13 protein-coding genes and 1 tRNA gene are annotated in these 14,521 nt (G+C 67.8%); 10 read left to right on the top strand and 4 right to left on the bottom strand.

Going from position 1 to position 14,521, the window contains the following annotated elements:
• Positions 1 to 20 precede the first annotated feature (20 nt).
• The 4 genes from N5C18_RS06435 to N5C18_RS06420 all read left to right on the top strand — a co-directional run bounded on the left by N5C18_RS06435 (position 21) and on the right by N5C18_RS06420 (position 3,998).
• On the top strand, positions 21 to 989 hold the full coding sequence (locus tag N5C18_RS06435) for an ABC transporter ATP-binding protein (protein ID WP_019336751.1): 969 nt from the start codon (positions 21 to 23) through the stop codon (positions 987 to 989).
• On the top strand, positions 986 to 1,777 hold the full coding sequence (locus N5C18_RS06430; RefSeq protein ID WP_008267475.1) for an ABC transporter permease: 792 nt from the start codon (positions 986 to 988) through the stop codon (positions 1,775 to 1,777). The genes N5C18_RS06435 and N5C18_RS06430 overlap by 4 nt, the downstream gene beginning before the upstream one ends.
• A 401-nt stretch (positions 1,778 to 2,178) precedes the next feature.
• A complete protein-coding gene (gene panE / locus N5C18_RS06425; RefSeq protein WP_164240771.1) occupies positions 2,179 to 3,117 on the top strand; it encodes a 2-dehydropantoate 2-reductase in 939 nt (312 codons plus the stop codon).
• Complete coding sequence (locus N5C18_RS06420) at positions 3,114 to 3,998, top strand: NAD-dependent epimerase/dehydratase family protein (RefSeq protein ID WP_279944085.1); 885 nt, start codon at positions 3,114 to 3,116, stop codon at positions 3,996 to 3,998. The genes panE and N5C18_RS06420 overlap by 4 nt, the downstream gene beginning before the upstream one ends.
• A gap of 76 nt (positions 3,999 to 4,074) precedes the next feature.
• On the opposite strand, the gene N5C18_RS06415 is transcribed toward N5C18_RS06420, so the two are convergent.
• Entirely contained in the window at positions 4,075 to 4,872 is a 798-nt protein-coding gene (locus N5C18_RS06415) for a TatD family hydrolase (RefSeq protein WP_053509358.1), read from the bottom strand.
• A gap of 67 nt (positions 4,873 to 4,939) precedes the next feature.
• Here N5C18_RS06415 and hrpB point away from each other — a divergent pair, with 67 nt between their 5' ends.
• Positions 4,940 to 7,444 carry an ATP-dependent helicase HrpB gene (gene hrpB / locus N5C18_RS06410; protein ID WP_279944084.1) on the top strand — a complete coding sequence of 835 codons (2,505 nt, stop codon included), beginning with the start codon at positions 4,940 to 4,942 and terminating at the stop codon, positions 7,442 to 7,444.
• Positions 7,445 to 7,579: 135 nt separating this feature from the next.
• Positions 7,580 to 7,954: a hypothetical protein gene (locus N5C18_RS06405; RefSeq protein ID WP_008266133.1), complete on the top strand. Its 375-nt coding sequence runs from the start codon at positions 7,580 to 7,582 to the stop codon at positions 7,952 to 7,954.
• A gap of 73 nt (positions 7,955 to 8,027) precedes the next feature.
• Here N5C18_RS06405 and N5C18_RS06400 read toward each other — a convergent pair whose 3' ends face one another.
• The 3 genes from N5C18_RS06400 to N5C18_RS06390 all read right to left on the bottom strand — a co-directional run bounded on the left by N5C18_RS06400 (position 8,028) and on the right by N5C18_RS06390 (position 9,858).
• A complete protein-coding gene (locus N5C18_RS06400; RefSeq protein ID WP_053451402.1) occupies positions 8,028 to 8,567 on the bottom strand; it encodes a pseudouridine synthase in 540 nt (179 codons plus the stop codon).
• Positions 8,568 to 8,635: 68 nt separating this feature from the next.
• Positions 8,636 to 8,896 (bottom strand): hypothetical protein, encoded by a 261-nt coding sequence (locus tag N5C18_RS06395; RefSeq protein ID WP_279944083.1) that lies wholly within the window; start codon positions 8,894 to 8,896, stop codon positions 8,636 to 8,638.
• 104 nt (positions 8,897 to 9,000) lie between these two features.
• Positions 9,001 to 9,858, bottom strand: a complete 858-nt coding sequence (locus N5C18_RS06390) for a methyltransferase (RefSeq protein ID WP_279944082.1) — start codon at positions 9,856 to 9,858, stop codon at positions 9,001 to 9,003.
• A gap of 169 nt (positions 9,859 to 10,027) precedes the next feature.
• Here N5C18_RS06390 and N5C18_RS06385 point away from each other — a divergent pair, with 169 nt between their 5' ends.
• The 4 genes from N5C18_RS06385 (at position 10,028) to N5C18_RS06370 (ending at position 14,456) form a co-directional block, all read left to right on the top strand.
• The gene (locus N5C18_RS06385; protein WP_053509307.1) at positions 10,028 to 10,984 is read left to right on the top strand and encodes an aldo/keto reductase; all 957 of its coding nucleotides are present in this window, start codon (positions 10,028 to 10,030) and stop codon (positions 10,982 to 10,984) included.
• Positions 10,985 to 11,628: 644 nt separating this feature from the next.
• A tRNA-Gln gene (locus N5C18_RS06380) sits at positions 11,629 to 11,700 on the top strand.
• 354 nt (positions 11,701 to 12,054) lie between these two features.
• Entirely contained in the window at positions 12,055 to 13,179 is a 1,125-nt protein-coding gene (locus N5C18_RS06375) for a slipin family protein (RefSeq protein WP_279944081.1), read from the top strand.
• A 56-nt stretch (positions 13,180 to 13,235) separates the two neighbouring features.
• Entirely contained in the window at positions 13,236 to 14,456 is a 1,221-nt protein-coding gene (locus tag N5C18_RS06370; RefSeq protein WP_164240779.1) for an RtcB family protein, read from the top strand.
• Positions 14,457 to 14,521 lie beyond the last annotated feature (65 nt).

The following is a 14,521-nucleotide window of genomic DNA, read 5'->3' as shown; positions in this document are numbered from 1 at the left end:
CCCCTCTCCAGCGCCAGCCCATGGGCGCGAAGGCTTCGAGCTTGGCATCCCAGAACGATATGGCGCCCGCCCTGCGCGTGCGCGACCTGCGCAAGACCTACGACAACGGCACCCAGGCCCTGAAGGGGGTTTCCCTGGAAGTGGCCCCGGGCGACTTCTTCGCCCTGCTCGGCCCCAACGGCGCCGGCAAGTCGACCCTGATCGGCATCATCAGTTCCCTGGTCAACCTCAGCGAGGGCCAGGTGGAGGTGTTCGGCAGCGACCTGGTGCGCAACCGCAGCGCCACCATGCGCCTGATCGGGCTGGTGCCGCAGGAGATCAACTTCAACCTGTTCGAGAAGCCCTTCGACATCCTGGTGAACTACGCCGGCTTCTATGGCGTGCCGCGCGAGGAAGCGGAGCAGCGCGCCGAAGAGGAGCTGAAGCGGGCCCACCTGTGGGAGAAGGCCCAGGTGATGAGCCGCACGCTGTCCGGCGGCATGAAGCGCCGGCTGATGATCGCGCGCGCGATGATGACCCGCCCGCGCCTGCTGATCCTGGACGAGCCGACCGCCGGCGTGGACATCGAGATCCGCCGCGACATGTGGCGCGTGCTCAAGGAGATCAACGCGGCCGGCACCACGATCATCCTCACCACGCATTACCTGGAAGAAGCCGAGTACCTGTGCCGCCACCTGGCGATCATCAACCACGGCCAGATCGTCGAGCAGGGCCCGATGCGCGCCCTGCTGGCCAAACTGGACGTGGAAGGCTTCCTGCTGGACATCGACGGTGAGCTGCCCGCGCAGCTTCCGGTGATCGAGGGCGCGACCCTGACCGCACCGGACCCGCATACGCTGGACATCGACATGCCGCGCGCGATGGACCTCAACCGTGTGTTCGCCACGCTCAACGAGGCCGGCATCCGCGTGCGTTCGATGCGTACCAAGAGCAATCGCCTGGAGGAGCTGTTCGTGCGCCTCACCGGCAACCTGGAGACCTCCGCATGAGCACCACCGAGCTGACCGACGGCCAGCGCAACCGCGTCGCGCTGATGACCATCGTGCGCCGCGAAGTCGCCCGCATCATGCGCATCTGGGGCCAGACCCTGGTGCCGCCGGCGATCACCATGACCCTGTACTTCCTGATCTTCGGCAACCTGATCGGGTCGCGCGTGGGTGACATGGGCGGCTACACCTACATGCAGTTCATCGTGCCGGGCCTGGTGATGATGAGCGTGATCCAGAACAGCTACGGCAACATCAGCTCCTCGTTCTTCGGCGCCAAGTTCGGCCGCCACGTGGAGGAACTGCTGGTCAGCCCGATGCCGAACTGGGTGATCCTGTGGGGTTACGTAGCCGGTGCCGTGCTGCGCGGCCTGATGGTGGGCGTGATCGTGCTGATCATCGCGATGTTCTTCACCCCGGTGCGCATCCCGCACCCGATCGTGATGCTGACCACGGTGATCCTGGGCGCGACGATCTTCTCGCTGGCCGGCTTCATCAACGCGGTATACGCGAAGAAGTTCGACGACGTGGCGATCGTGCCGACCTTCATCCTGACCCCGCTGACGTATCTGGGTGGCGTGTTCTATTCGGTGAAACTGCTGCCGGGCTGGGCCGAGGCGGCCACGCACGCGAATCCGATCTTCTACATGGTCAATGCGTTCCGCTATGGCCTGCTGGGCAGCAGCGACGTTCCTCTGCCGATGGCCTACGGGCTGATGATCGGTTTCGTGGTGGTGCTGACGGCGCTGGCGCTGTGGCTGCTGCGCCGTGGCGTGGGCATGCGTAGTTGAGTTCTGCGCGCAGGGCCTGCGGCCCTGCACCCGCCGAATCAACTTCAACGGCAACGGCAAAAGCTGACTATCCGTGGGATGACGGGGTGGGTCCGGTTGCGGGGGGCGCTGCAAGTACGTCCATGTAAGCTCGGTCGCCGCATCCATGCGGCTCACGCCCCCGCAACCGGACCCACCCCGCCTTCGACAGTTCTTTGCGATCTGTCTGGATGGCATGTCTCCGCAACCTCTCTGGATGGCATGACACGCTCCTGGTGGGTGTCGACCTTGGTCGACACGATGGATCCACGTCCTGCGTGGACAAGGCATTACCCGTAGAGCCGAGCCCATGCTCGGCTCTTTTTTCCTGCAATCTCCGGCACAATCGCAGGCCTGATTCCCCCAGAAACGGTGAACGTGCAATGCGCATCCTGATTCTCGGTGCCGGCGGTACCGGCGGTTACTTCGGCGGTCGGCTGGCCCAGGCTGGCGTGGACGTGACCTTCCTGGTCCGCCCAGCACGCGCCGCCCAGCTGGACCGCGACGGACTGGTCATCCGCAGCCCGCTGGGCGATGCCAGTTTCCCGGTGCAGCATGTCACTGCCGATGCCCTGCCCGCGCTCGCCGCGCAACGACCGTTCGACCTGGTCATCCTCAGCTGCAAGGCCTACGACCTGGACAGCTCGATTGACGCGATCGCCCCTGCGGTGGGCGCAGACACCACCGTGCTGCCGATCCTCAATGGGCTGCATCACTACAACGCACTCGACGCGCGCTTCGGTCGCGAGGCGGTACTCGGTGGCCTCTGCTTCATCAGCGCCACCAAGGCGCCCGATGGCGCGGTGCTGCATCTGGGCAAGCCGGCCAAGCTGACGTTCGGCGAGCGTGATGGCGGCACGATCTCCGCGCGCGTGCAGGCCTTCGCCGCCGCCTGTGCGCAGGCCAGCCTCGAGCATCTGGCCAGCGAGCACATCGGCCAGGAGCAGTGGATCAAGTACACCTTCCTGACCGCGTTGGCCGCGGCCACCTGCCTGCTGCGCGCGGATATCGGCAGCATCGTTGCCACCGATGATGGGCAGGCCATCGTACGTGGCCTGTACGACGAATGCCTGGCGGTGGCCGAAGCGGCCGGTGAGCCGGTTCCCGATGCTGCGCAGGAGACAGCGCGCGGCACCTTGACCCAGGCCGGTTCAGCGCTGAAGGCATCGATGCTGCGCGACCTGGAAGCCGGCCAGCAGGTGGAAGCCGAACAGATCGTCGGTGACATGCTGGCGCGCGCACGCAAGGCCGACCAGGAAGCCCTGCTGCTGCAGGTCGCCTACAGCAGCCTGCAGGCCTACCAGGCGCTGCGCAGCGCGTGAGCCTCGCCTCGCCTGCGGGTGCCTTGCCCACCAGGGTGCTGATCCTCGGGCTGGGCTGGAGCGGGCGCGTGCTGGCCGCGCAGCTGCAGGCGCGGGGCGTGCACGTGGCCGGCACGGTGCGCGATCCGGCGTCGGCGCCGCACGACGGCGTGCACCGGCTTCAGCTGCGGGCCGATGCCCCGCTGTCACCGGCCCTGCTCGACGAAGTCGCACAGGCCGACGCCGTGTTGTGCAGCGTGCCACCCGATGCTGAAGGCGATCCTGCACTGCGCCTGTTGCTGCCGGCACTGCAGGCCAGTCCTGCGCTGCGCTGGGTTGGCTATCTGTCGTCGACCTCGGTGTACGCCGACCGGGCCGGCGGCTGGATCGACGAAACCAGCATAGCGGACGCCACGGGGATCGCGGGCGTGCAGCGCCGGCTCGCCGAAGCGCAATGGCGTGCACTTGCGGAGGAACGCGGCATCGCGTCGGCGGCGATGCGCCTGCCCGGCCTGTATGGGCCTGGACGCAATGCGCTGCTGCAGCTGGCGCAAGGACGTGCCCGCCATGTGGTGCGACCTGGCCTGGTGTTCAACCGGCTGCACGTGCAGGACCTGGCGGCGGCGATCATCGCTGCGATGCAACGGCCCACGCCCCACGCCACGTACCTGCCGGCCGATGACGAGCCGGCACCGCCGCAGGACGTGCTGGCCTTCGCCGCGCAGCTGGGCGGGTTTGCGATGCCGCCTGCCGTGGCGTGGGACGACCCAACGCTGAGCCCGACGCTGCGGCGCTTCTACGAAGGCAACAAGCGCATCGACAGCCGTGGCACGCGTGAAGCGCTGGGGTGGGAGCCGCGCTTCCCCAGCTACCGTGAGGGCCTGCGCGACCTGCTCCGGTAGTGCCGGCCGCTGGCCGGCAATCGCGCGATGTTTGCGGCGTTCATGCTGCTGCCGGCCAGCGGCCGGCACCACCCGATCAACCGGCGTCGGGCAGGCGGAAGAAAGCCCGCGTGGCGGCGGTGGCATTTGCGGCGGTCACCACCACGTCTTCGCCTCGGTCGCGTGCCAGTTCTTCCACGATGTGCGAGAGGAACATCGGTTCGTTGCGGCGGTCCTTGGGCAGCGGCTTCAGCGTGCGCGGCAGCAGGTATGGTGCATCGGTTTCGATCATCAGGCGGTTGGCCGGGATGTTCTTCACCAGCTCGCGCAGGTGCGCGCCCCGGCGCTCATCGCACAACCAGCCGGTGATGCCGATGTACCAGTCCTGGTCCAGGTAATCGAACAGTTCATCGCGTTCGCCGGTGAAGCAATGCACCACCGCGGGGCCGATGCGCCCCTCGAAGTTCTTCATCTGCGCCATGAAATCGGCATGCGCGTCGCGCTGGTGCAGGAACAATGGCTTTCCATTGTCTGCGGCCAGCTGCAGCTGGCGTTCGAACGCGCGGTGCTGGGCGGGGCGCGGCGAGAAATCACGGAAGTAGTCCAGCCCGCACTCGCCCACCGCCACTACTTCCGGATGGGCATGCAGCGCGCGCATCTCGGCGTCGCACTCTTCGGTGTACTCCACCGCGTGATGCGGGTGCACGCCGGCGGTGGCATACAGAAAACCCGGATGCTGCTGCGCCAGCTGCAGGGCCAGCGGCGAGTGCTCGCGGCTGGCGCCGGTGATCACCATCTGCACCACGCCGGCCTGGCGCGCGCGGTCCAGCACGGCGTCACGGTCGCGGTCGAAGGAGTCGTGGGTCAGGTTGGCGCCGATATCGATCAGGTGCATGGTCATCGCGGGAGAAAAGTGCCCGCGCATTGTACCTGCGCCCGTCGTGGCCCCTTATCCTTTGCACATGAACGCCCCGCTCTTCCCGATCTCCCCACTGCTGCCACAGATCCAGCAGCACCTGGCCGCACAGCCGCGGCTGGTGCTGGAAGCCCCGCCGGGCGCCGGCAAGACCACCCAGGTGCCGCTGGCGCTGCTGGATGCGCCGTGGCTGCAGGGGCGGAAGATCATCCTGCTGGAACCGAGGCGGGTGGCCGCACGCAGCGCGGCGCTGTTCATGGCGCGGCAGCTGGGTGAAGAGGTGGGCGGCACGGTCGGCTACCGCATCCGCTTCGAGAACAAGGTCTCGGCGCGCACCCGCATCGAGGTCGTCACCGAAGGCATCCTGACCCGCATGCTGCAGGACGACCCGATGCTGGAAGACGTCGGTGCGATCCTGTTCGATGAATTCCATGAACGCCATCTCAGTGGTGACCTAGGCCTGGCACTGGCGCTGGACGTGCAGGCGCAGCTGCGCGACGACCTGCGCCTGGTGGTGATGTCGGCCACGCTGGATGGCGAGCGACTGGCGCGCTTCCTCGATGCACCGCGCTTGAGCAGCGAGGGCCGCAGCTACCCGGTGGCGATCAGCCATTTCCCGGCGCGTCGCGACGAAGCACTGGAACTGCAGGTGCGCCGTGCGGTGCAGCAGGCGCTGGCAGAACATCCCGGTGACCTGCTGGTGTTCCTGCCCGGCCAGCGCGAAATCGCGCGGGTGCAGGCCGGCCTGCAGGAATCTCTCGATGCAGGTATCGAGGTGCTGGCCCTGCACGGCGAACTGCCGGTGGAGCAGCAGGCGCGCGTACTGCAGGCCGCCAGCGATGGCCGCCGCCGCGTGGTGCTGGCCACCAACGTGGCCGAATCCTCGGTGACCCTGCCCGGTGTGCGCGTGGTGATCGACAGCGGCCAGGCACGCGAACCGCGCTACGACCCCAACAGCGGCTTCACCCGGTTGGATGTGGTCGCCATTGCGCAGGCCTCGGCCGACCAGCGCGCCGGCCGTGCCGGGCGCGTGGCCGAGGGCGTGGCCTGGCGGCTGTGGCCGCAGTCGCAGCGGCTGGAACCACAGCGTCGCGCCGAGATCGACCAGGTGGAACTGGCCGGGCTGGCACTGGAACTGGCAGCCTGGGGCAGCAGCGACCTGCGCTTCCTCGACCCGCCGCCGGCTGGCCCGATGGGCGCGGCACGCGAACTGCTGCAACGACTGGGCGCGCTGTCCGAGTCCGGCGCGATCACCGCGCTCGGTCGCCGGGTGCTGGCGCTGGGCACGCATCCACGCATGGCGGCGATGCTGCTGGCCGCGCCGGATGCACGTGCGCAGGCGCTGGCCGCCGATCTGGCCGCACTGCTGGAGGCACGCGATCCGCTGCGCCAGGGCGGTGACGCGTTGGCGGCACGCTGGCGGGCGCTGGCGGCGTTCCGCAATGGCCGTGCGCCGGGCGATGCCAACCGCAGCGGGCTGGCCGCCATCGATGTGGCCGCCAAGCAGTGGCGCCGACGCCTGCGCTGCGAGGCCACCCCGCCCTCCAGCATCGAAGCGCATGAACTGGGTGACCTGCTTGCGCATGCCTTCCCAGACCGCATTGGCGTCCAGCACCCCAACGATCCGCTGCGCTACCTGCTGGCCAATGGCCGCAGTGCACGCCTGCACGAACTGAGCGGCCTGCGCGGCGAGCCCTGGCTGGTAGCCAGCGAGCTGCGCTTCGAGGCGCGCGATGCGCTGCTGCTGCGTGCTGCACCGGTGGATGAAGGCCAGCTGCGCACGGCGTGGCCGGAACGCTTCGTGACCGAAGATGTAGTGCGCTGGGACAGCGAGCGTCGCGCCCTGGTGGCGCTGCGCGAGACCCGTTTCGACCGCATCGTGCTGGACAGCCGCTCGGCCGGCCGTGTCGATCCGCAGCAGGCTGCGCAAGCGCTGACCGACGCGGTGGCCGAGCTCGGCCTACAGGCGCTGCCGTGGACCGAAGGCCTGCGCCAGTGGCAGGCACGGGTGGAATCGCTGCGGCGCTGGATGCCGGAACTGGAACTGCCCGATTGCAGCGACGCCGCCCTGCTGGCCAACCGCGCGCAGTGGCTGCAACCCGCGTTCGCCGGAAAGAGCCGCCTGGATGCGCTGGACGAGGCCAGTTTCGGCGAGGCGCTGAAGTCGCCCTTGGAGTGGTCGCAGCGGCAACTGGTTGAACGTCATGCGCCGACCCGCATCACCGTGCCTTCCGGGCTGGAGCGGCCGATCACCTATGCATTGGACAGCGAGAACGGCGAACCGCTGCCGCCGGTGCTGGCGGTGAAACTGCAGGAACTGTTCGGCCTGGCCGACACCCCACGCATCGCCGATGGCCGCGTGCCGTTGACCCTGCACCTGCTCTCGCCTGGCGGCCGCCCACTGCAGGTCACCCAGGACCTGCGCAATTTCTGGGAAAACACCTACGCCGAAGTGAAGAAGGAAATGAAGGGCCGTTACCCGCGCCATCCGTGGCCGGATGATCCATGGACGGCCACCGCGACGCACCGGGCCAAGCCGCGCGGGACCTGACCGGTCGTGCCGGCTGCAGACCCTTCCTGATCCTGAATGGCTGCGCTGGAGTCACGCCACGCACCGCCCCACCTGACATACCGTTTACGGGCAACACGCGACACTGGACTTCGACCCGAGGCAAAGGACCCCCGCATGAGCAAGCTGACTGTAATCACCGACCGCGCCCTGGAGCGCGCCCTGGAGCTGGCCCACACCGCCGGCGATGGCCTGAAGAGCGCCGGTGGCAGCCTGCGCAATGCGGACTGGATCAAGACCGGTGCCGCCATCGGCGCAGTGAAGACCGGCGGCAAGGCCGCCACCAAGTTCGTGCGCCGCAACCCGGCAGTGGCCGTGGCCGCAGCCGCGGTGGGTGTCGGCCTGCTGGGCTATGCGCTGTACCGCAAGCAGCAGAAGAAGAAGGCCGCCAATGGCCACGTGGTGAATGGGCAGGCGCAGCGCATCAGCGCACGTGACCGCCGCAATGCCACCGTGGTTGACGAGCATAGCGATATCGGCAGCGACGCCTGAGGCATTGCGCGTTGCCAGGGCCGGACCGCTTCCACGGGAGGCGCTCCGGCCTTTTCCGTTTCTGCGGGTGTGTTCAGCCGATCTGCCGCCACTGCCCCGGTTGCAGGTCGTCCAGCCGGTACGGCCCCATCGCCATCCGCACCAGCCGTAGTGTCGGCAGGTTCACCGCCGCGGTCATCCGCCGCACCTGGCGATTGCGGCCCTCGCGGATCGTGATCGCCAGCCACGCATCGGGCACGGTCTTGCGGAAGCGCACGGGCGGATCACGTGTCCACAGCGAAGGTGCTGGATCGAGGCGTTCGATCTTCGCCGGAAGGGTCGGCCCGTCATTGAGCAGCACGCCGTCGCGCAGCTGCTGCAGCTGCTCGTCGCTGGGCGTTCCCTCCACCTGCACCCAGTAGGTCTTGTCGGCCTTGTGCTTCGGGTCGGTGAGCTTGTGCGCCAGCGTGCCGTTGTCGGTCAGCAGCAGCAGGCCTTCGCTGTCGTGGTCCAGGCGGCCGGCGGCATACACCCGCGGCGGCAGGCCGAATCCCGCCAGGGTCGGCCGCGGCGGCACGCTGCGGTCGGTGAACTGGCAGAGCACGTTGAAGGGCTTGTTGAAGGCAATCAGCATTGCGGGTGCGGCAGGCGGCGGGTACGACATTGTCCCATTCCCGCGCCGCCGCCGCGATCACCGCCGGCTCAGCCGAACACCTTCCATTCCAGCAGGAACGACCCCAGCACCAGCGCGATGCCGCACGCCGCGATGATGTTGGCGCGGCGCCGCAGGCGTGAGGAGGGCGGGCGGGCACTGCGTGCACGATCCTCCAGCAGGACGCCGGCGAACAGCACTCCGAAACCAACAGTCCCGACCAGGTCGTGGGCGTGGCCGCCGTAGAACACGAAATCGATCAGCCGCGTCAGCACCAGTACCGCGACGGCGATGTAAAGGATCTTCTTCAACAGTCCATGTCCTTGAATGCGATTGAACCCCGGCGCGCGCGGTGAGCCGGGCATGGGCCCGGCTCCATGGTGGGCACTCCGCGCGGGCAATGCGGCGTGCCGCCTTACGGCTTGATGAAGCGCAGGGTCATGCGGTCGCTTTCGCCGATCGCCTGGTACTTCGCGTCGTCGGCCTTGTCGTGCTGGTTGGTCGGCGGCAGCGTCCACACCCCGTTCGGGTGGTCCTTGGTGTCACGCGGGTTGGCGTTGACCTCACTGCGTGCATCCAGCTTGAAGCCGGCCGCCTCGGCCATCGCAATCACCTGCTGCTGGCCGACGTAGCCGGTGTCATCGTCGTCGGCCACATCGGCCTTGGCGCGATGCTCGACCACGCCCAGCACGCCACCCGGCTTGAGCACGTTGAAGAAGCCCTGGAACATGCCCTGCGCCTGGCCGGCCTTGCGCCAGTTGTGCACGTTGCGGAAGGTCAGCACCACGTCGGCTGAACCGGCCGGGCCGAACACCGGCTTGGCCGGATCGTAGGCGACCACGGCGGTCTTGCCGAACTCTGCCGGTGCAGCGGCGTACTTCTTTTCCAGGCTGTCGCGGCTGCGCTGCTGGTAGTCACGGCCGCGGCCTTCGGGCACCGCCATCGGATCGACCACGGCGGCAACGTAGTGGCCCTTGTCGTGCAGCAGCGGCGCCAGGATTTCCGAGTACCAGCCATTGCCGGGGGTGATCTCAATGACGGTCTTGTCAGGCGCGACCTTGAAGAACGACAGCGTCTGCGCCGGATGGCGATAGGTGTCGCGCTTGACGTTGTTGGCATCGCGGGTGGGCGCCTTCACCGCCGCATCGATGGCCGGAGAAACCTGGATCTTCGCCGGCGCCACCGTGGCCGGTGCGGCGAATGCGGGAACAGCGGCGAGCAGGGCCGAGGCAAGCAGCAGGCGGCAACCACGCAGGGACGAAGCAGGCATCATCGGGGCGACTCCAGCGGAAGATGCGGCGAGACTAGCAGTCGCAGCGCCCCAGGTGTTCACAAAACGTTAGCCGGAGGCGTGCGGCGGAACACTGTTTTGTGGTCGCCGCCGCAGCGCGGTCACACAACGCGTTCTATTCTGGAGCACTTCCCCCAAGGAGTCCGTGCCCATGACGGCAACCCGCGAACTGGGCCGTTCCGGCCTGCATGTACGTCCGCTCGCCTTCGGTGGCAACGTGTTCGGCTGGAGCGCCGATGAGAAGGCCAGCTTCGCCCTGCTCGATGCCTTCGTCGACGCCGGCTTCAACCTGGTCGACACCGCCGACGTGTACTCGGCGTGGGTGCCGGGCAATGCCGGCGGCGAATCGGAAACGCTGATCGGCAAATGGTTTGCCCGCAGCGGCAAGCGCGACAAGGTGGTGCTGGCGACCAAGGTGGCCAAGTGGGCCGAGCGCCCCGGCCTGACCCCGGACAACATCAATGCTGCCATCGAGGATTCGCTGCGCCGCCTGCAGACCGACGTGATCGACCTGTACCAGGCCCACGAGGATGACGAGTCGACGCCGCTGGAAGCCACGCTGGCCGCGTTCGGCCGCCTGATCGAAGCCGGCAAGGTTCGCGCCATCGGTGCCTCCAACTACAGCGCCACGCGCCTGGCCGATGCGCTGAAGGTGTCCACCGACTACAAGCTGCCGCGCTACGAAACCCTGCAGCCGGAGTACAACCTGTACGACCGCGCCGGCTACGAGAAGGAGCTGGAACCGTTGGTGCAGCGCGAGCAGATCGGCGTGATCGGCTACTACGCGCTGGCCAGTGGCTTCCTCAGCGGCAAGTACCGCACACCGGCCGATGCGGCCAAGAGCCCGGCGCGGGGCGAGAACGTGGTGAAGCGTTACCTCAACCCGCGCGGCCTGCGCATCCTGGAAGCACTGGATGACGTGGCCAGCAAGCACAACGCCAGCGCCGCGCAGATCGCGCTGGCCTGGCAGATCGCGCGGCCGTCGATCACCGCGCCGATCGTCAGCGCCACCAGCGTCGAGCAGCTGCACGACCTGCTGGCGGCGGCCAACGTGTCGCTGAGCCTGCAGGATGTCGCGCAACTCGATGCCGCCAGCAAAGAGGGCTGAGGTGTAGTGCCGGCCGCTGGCCGGCATCGCACAACAGCGAAGAAAATAATTGAACAAAATGGTTGCGCACGACTAAATCGTGGTTTATCGTGCGCACCTCGTTTCAACAACCACTGGAAACTTCCCTTGAACGCGCATTCCGTCGCCACCGCCAAACTGCTGCCATGCCTGCGCATGGACGTGCTGGCGCGCGCGTTCGGCAAGGAAGTCCAGCTGACAACGGCCTGATACCCGCCCTGCGGAGATCGGCCACCCCGATCTCCGAGGCCTGACGACGCCCTCGGAACGCAAGTCCCGGGGGCGTTTTCGTTTGCGTCGGCACAAGGACCCGCGATGCCAGAACTGCACCCCGCGCGGCAACCCGCCGCTCACTGACCCAGGTTTTTCCGCCCCGCCGAAGGATTTACTTCGCGCGAACGGCGACGCCTGGACATTATCTGCATCGCACCCAAACATTATCGCTCGCGATAATGTCGGCGGCCTGCACCCTCGATTTTCCAACGGTCCCGTTTCCACCACGGGCTGGTGCGCGCGGCGTTGCCGTGGCGTATGCCGGAGGTCGCGGACAGGCCATCGCCTGGATCGCCTGCTGGACGCAGGCACCGGTTCGCCGGTACGCGGTTCGATTCCGCGCGGTTCCCAACTGGATAGCTCAGCTTGGTCAGAGCAACGGATCCTGATTCCGTCTGTCGTGGGTTCGATTCCCACTCCAACCACATGACCTGTCACGTCATGACTTGAAGCAACACCCGGGGCGCAAGCCCCAGCGGCCATCGTCGCCGTCCCTGCCACCGCCTTCGGGCGCGGCCAGGAAGGCAACGGACCACACGCCGGGCCCTGGCCCGTCGCCACCCATTGCCCCGCTCCGCACCGGTGCTGCCTGCCGGCAACGACGATGGCACGGGTGATGACGCGCCGCAGGCTCCGCGTGCGGACCGTCCGGCGATGGCCGCCCTCTTCCGCGGGCTGCACACGCTGTGCAGCCGGCCACGCCACGACCTGATCGGCCCGGGTCATGACGTTTCATCCCATCGGGTCGAACCACCAGAGCCATACAAGGAGAGAATCCCATGTTCTGGACCATCAAGGTCGTGATCGGCGACGGCGAGCGCGGCCTGGTGTATCGCAACCGTCGTTTCCAGCAGATCCTGCTGCCGGGCGTGCACCGCCTGTCGCCCTTCGGCGGCCGCCCGCAGGTGGACATCCACACCGCATCGAAGGGCGCGGCCTACACCGGCAGCGACCAGGACAGCCTGATCGAGGCACTGGGCGCACGGCTGGACACGCACTTCGTGCTGGCCAACGTCGGTGCTGCCGAGGTCGGCCTGTTGCTGCGCAATGGCCGCATCGATGAAGTCCTGCCGCCGGGCAGCCGCCGTCTGTACTGGCGGGGTTCGGTCGACACCCAGGTGCGCGTGATGGCGCTGGGTGACGAGCCGCGCATTGCGGCGGACGTGCAGCAGCGCCTGGGCCAGCTGGGCGTGCTGCCGCGTGTAGCGGTGATCAGCACCGTGCCGAGCGAGTCGGTCGGCCTGCTGTTCATTGATGGCACGCTGCGGCAGACGCTGGACGCCGGCCTGCACGCGTTCTGGAACTTCAACGGCAATGTGTCGGTGGAGCGCGTGGAGCTGCGTGCGCGTTCGCTGGACGTGTCCGGCCAGGAACTGCTGAGCCGCGACAAGGTGACCCTGCGGGTGAACCTGGCCGCGACCGTGCAGGTGGTTGACCCGGTGCGCGCACACCGCACGCTCAGCAATGCCGACGAGTTCGTCTACCGGCAACTGCAGTTCGGCCTGCGCCAGGCGATCGCCGCGCGCAGCCTGGACGAGCTGCTGGGCGACAAGGCGGCACTGGACGGCGAGATCGCCGCGCATGTGCAGGCGGCGATCGAGGGCCACGGCGTGCGGTTGCTCGGCGTCGGCATCAAGGACGTGATCCTGCCGGGCGAGATGAAGGAGATCCTCAATGGCGTGGTGCTGGCCGAGAAGCAGGCCCAGGCCAGCGTGTTCCGCCGGCGCGAGGAGGCCAATGCCACGCGTTCGCAGCTCAACACCGCAAAGCTGATCGAGGACAACCCGGTGCTGATGCGCTTGAAGGAGCTGGAGGCGCTGGAGAAGGTCACCGAGAAGATCGACACGCTCACCGTGTTCGGCGGCCTGGACGGCGTGCTGAAGCAGCTGGTGACGATCAGGTAAGGGGTAGCAGTGGCGCAGGGACGCGCCACCGGCCCATCAAGGACATACACGAAGACATGGACACTCAACACAACTATCAATGGCTGCACGCCGAGGGCACCACGCCAATCAAGGGCTGGGTCAACGGGGTGCCGCTGGAAGCGCAGGCGCATGAGCAGCTGCGCAACATCGCCGCGATCCCGTTCGTCGGGCCGTGGGTGGCGGTGATGCCGGACGTGCACCTGGGCAAGGGCGCGACCGTGGGCTCGGTGATCCCGACCCGCGGCGCGATCATCCCGGCCGCGGTCGGCGTCGACATCGGCTGTGGCATGGCCGCCGTGCGTACCACGCTGCGCGCCAATGACCTGCCCGATGACCTGCGGCAGCTGCGCAACAGCATCGAGCGCAGCATCCCGGTCGGCAACGGCCGCGGCGGCGAGCACCAGCGCATGCCCGACAGCATCCACACCCGGCTGGTGCAGTCCGGGCTGGGGGCCGGGCTGGAGAAGATCAAGGACAAGCACCACCGGATCCGCACCGACAAGCTTGACCGCCAGCTGGGCACGCTGGGTGGCGGCAACCACTTCATCGAACTGTGCCTGGACGAGACGGACGCGGTGTGGGTGATGCTGCACAGCGGTTCGCGTGGCACCGGCAACCTGATCGGCACCTACTTCATCGAGAAGGCGCGCGAGGAGCTGGCCCGGCGCGTGCTCGGCTTCCACCTGCCGGACAAGGACCTGGCGTTCTTCATGGAAGGCGAGCCGCTGTTCGATGACTACGTCGAGGCGGTGTCGTGGGCGCAGGACTACGCCCGGCAGAACCGCGAGGCGATGATGTCGCGGGTGCTGGCCGAGATGCGCCACCGGCTGCCGAAGTTCCAGCTGGCGGCGATGGCGGTGAACTGCCACCACAACTACGTGCAGAAGGAGACGCACAACGGGCAGGAGCTGCTGGTGACGCGCAAGGGGGCGGTCAGTGCCCGCGAAGGCGAGCTGGGCATCATTCCCGGCAGCATGGGCACGCGCAGCTACATCGTGCGTGGCAAGGGCAACGCGGAGAGCTTCCACAGCTGCAGCCACGGCGCCGGCCGGGTGATGAGCCGTGGCAGCGCACGCCAGCAGATCACCCTGGCCCAGCACCGCGAAGCCACCGCGCACGTGGAATGCCGCAAGGACAGCGGCGTGCTGGACGAGTCACCGGCGGCGTACAAGTCGATCGATGACGTGATGGCGGCACAGCTGGACCTGGTCGACGTGGTGCACACCCTGCACCAGGTGCTGTGCGTGAAGGGATGAGGGAACGGTGCCGGCCAAGGCCGGCACCCACCGTGCCTCAATGGTGCCCGACCACCCTGCAGTAG

This window comes from Stenotrophomonas sp. GD03930, assembly GCF_029839665.1.
Classification (GTDB): domain Bacteria; phylum Pseudomonadota; class Gammaproteobacteria; order Xanthomonadales; family Xanthomonadaceae; genus Stenotrophomonas; species Stenotrophomonas forensis.
Note: the sequence above shows the minus strand (reverse complement) of the source record. Positions and strands in the feature narration are given on the sequence as shown.